Here is a 2869-nt window from a genome sequence, read left to right on the forward strand (position 1 = left end):
GCCGGCCCCCTCCTCCCTGGAGGGGCCGGAGCTGCCGGTGCTGTACGACGACGCGGCGCTCCTCATCATCGCGAAGCCGCCGGGGCTGGTGGTGGAGCCGGAGGGCCGCGCGGCCTCCGTGGTGGGGCTGCTCGCGGCGCGCTGCCCGCCGTTCGACGTGGAGGGCGTGGCGCAGCCGGGCGTGGTGCACCGGTTGGACCGGGAGACGAGCGGGTGTCTGGCGTTGGCGCGGACGGATGACGCCGTGGCCGCGCTGCTGAAGGCCTTCCAGGAGAAGCGCGTGGACAAGCGCTACCAGACGCTGGTGCTGGGACGGCCGCCGGACACCGGCCGGCTGGAGGGCCCCTACGCGCGCGACCCGAAGGACCCGCGCCGCTTCACCACCCGCGTGCCCTCCGCGCGCCGGGCCGCCCTGACGTTCACGGTGCGCGAGCGCTTCCGCGAGGGGGCCCTGCTGGACATCGATCTGGACACGGGCCGCACGCACCAGATTCGCGTGCAGCTCTCCGAGGCGGGCTTCCCCGTGTTGGGTGATTCCGTCTACGGCACGGAGGCCGCGCGCACGCACCCGGCCGCGCTCGCCGTGGGACGACAGGCATTGCATGCGTGGCGGCTGGAGGTGCCGTCCTCCGCGACGGGGCGTCTGGTGCAGGTGGAGTCTCCGCTGCCGGAAGACTTCCTGCGCGGCGTGGCGCTGCTGCGAGGGTAGGGCGCGCAGGACCCGTGGTGGGGCGGGTGTGACGCATTGCGCCTGTCTCAATCCAATCCATCAGGTCATGCAGGGGCAGGTGCGCTGGAGCAGGACTGGCATTGCCCCCACCCGGAAACCACAGCCATGGGTAGGGGCCGCATCCGGGAAGGGATGAAGGCAGGCAGGCCGGCGATCTGGCTGAGAATTCCGTTTAAGCGGTAGCCGTCCAGTCCCATTGTGCTCGTGTTACTGTTTTGATACTCTCACTTTCTCAAGTTCATCCTCTTTCGCGGAGGTCGGCCCACCTCCGTGGCAATGGCTCACATTGTGAGGACGGGATTCGTGTGTCTGCGTTTCCCGCAGGGTCGCTGTGCCCACCCCCTGTCGCATCGAGCCACCCATGGCCTCCGCCCCCGAGCGGCTGTCGTTGAACTCCCCTCCTGACGTGCCGCTCCTCACGCCGGTTCCCTTGAGTCGGGGAGCCGGACGGTGACGGGCCTGGGGGGCATGACGTCAGAGACAGCCGGTGAATGGGAGAAGGTGCTCGTCATCTTCGCGGCAGAGGCCGAGCGGCTCGTCTCCTCCATGGAAGAGGGCCTCATCGCGCTGGAGGTGTCCCCCGCGGATGACCTGCTCCCGGGCATCCTGCGCGGGGCGCATACGCTGAAGGGCGCCGCGGGGTCGCTCGGCTTCCAGGCCGTGACGGACTACACGCACGGCGTCGAGGACCTCCTCCAGGCGCTGCTCGAGCGGCGCCTCACGGTGAACGAGGAGCGGGTGTCGCTCCTGCTCGGCGCCGTGGACCACCTTCGCGACTTGAGCCAGGCGTCGCTCGCCGGCGTGGATTCGCTGGGCGCGGTCCACAAGTCCCACCTCGCGCTGCTCAAGAGCGCCGCCAGTGCCCACGCTTCCGTGGCGCCAGCCCCCGCGCCCGCGGTGTCGCTCAGCCTTCCGCGACTGCCGGAGGCGCGCGGCGCGACGCGCGGTCGCTCGCGGATGGACCTGGAGCGGTTGGACCGCATCGTCACGCTCACCGCGGAGCTGTCCGTCGCTCGCGGCCGGATGACGCAATTCCTCACGCGCGCGGAAGGGGCCGGCGCCAGCTGGGAGGATGCGCTCGCCCAGCAGCGGGAGATGGACCCCCTCTTCGAGGAGCTCCAGGAAGAGGTGATGAAGGTCCGGATGGTCCCGGTGGGGCCGCTGTTCCGCCAGCACCTGCGCACCGTGCGGGACCTGGCCCGCTCGCAGCAGAAGCTGGCCCTGCTGGAGCTGGAGGGCGAGGACGCGACGCTGGACACCGCGGTGCTGGACGCGCTGCGCGACCCCCTCCTGCACCTCTTGCGCAACGCGCTGGACCACGGCATCGAGTCCCCCGACGAGCGGCGGGCCGCGGGCAAGGAGCCCCGGGGCCTCTTGCGGCTCAAGGCCTACCATGACGCCGGCAGCGTCGTGGTGGAGCTGTCCGACGACGGCCGGGGCATCCAGCGCGAGCGGGTGCGCGAGCGCGCCCGGCAGCGGGGGCTCGTGGCGGCGCCCGAGCGGCTGCGCGACGACGAGCTTCTGCGCCTCATCTTCGAGCCCGGCTTCTCCACCGCGGACGCCGTGACGGAGCTGTCCGGACGCGGCGTGGGCATGGACGTGGTGCGCCGTGACATTGAAGCGCTGCGCGGTTCGGTCTGCGTCCAGAGCCAGGAGGGCAGGGGCACCACGATGACGCTGCGCCTGCCCCTCACGCTCGCCGTCATCCACGGCTTCGCCATGGGCGTGGGCGACCAGGTCTACGTCGTCCCCATCCAGGGCGTGCAGGAGTGCATGGAGGTCCCCGCCGACGAGCGCTCGTCGAGCGCCTCCGGCGTCCTGTCCCTGCGCGGCCAGCCGCTGCCCTACCTGCGGCTGCGCGAAGTCTTCGGGCTGGGCGGTGAGCTGCCGGCCCGGGAGAACGTCGTCGTCCTCAAGCACCCGGATGGCGTCATCGGGCTGGCGGTGGACGAGCTCCATGGCGAAGGCCAGCGCGTCATCCGCCCCCTGGGCAAGCTCTTCCAGGGTGTCCCCGGCATCTCCGGCTCCACCATCCTGGGCGATGGCCGCGTGGGCCTGCTGCTGGACACGCCCACGCTGGTGCGCCGGGCCATCCTCCGCGCCTCCGCGCCCGCCGAAGCCCCCTCTTCCCCGCAGGAC

At 71.7% G+C, this 2869-nt stretch carries 2 protein-coding genes; both read left to right on the forward strand.

Annotation, left to right across the window (positions count from 1 at the left end):
• On the forward strand, positions 1 to 709 hold a 709-nt coding region (locus tag D7X12_RS40655; protein ID WP_147443978.1), incomplete at its 5' end, for an RluA family pseudouridine synthase.
• Positions 710 to 1198: 489 nt separating this feature from the next.
• A partial coding sequence (locus D7X12_RS40660; protein ID WP_147443979.1) for a chemotaxis protein CheA occupies positions 1199 to 2869 on the forward strand: 1671 nt, incomplete at its 3' end.

This window comes from Corallococcus sicarius, assembly GCF_003611735.1.
In the GTDB taxonomy this organism is placed as follows: Bacteria; Myxococcota; Myxococcia; order Myxococcales; family Myxococcaceae; genus Corallococcus; species Corallococcus sicarius.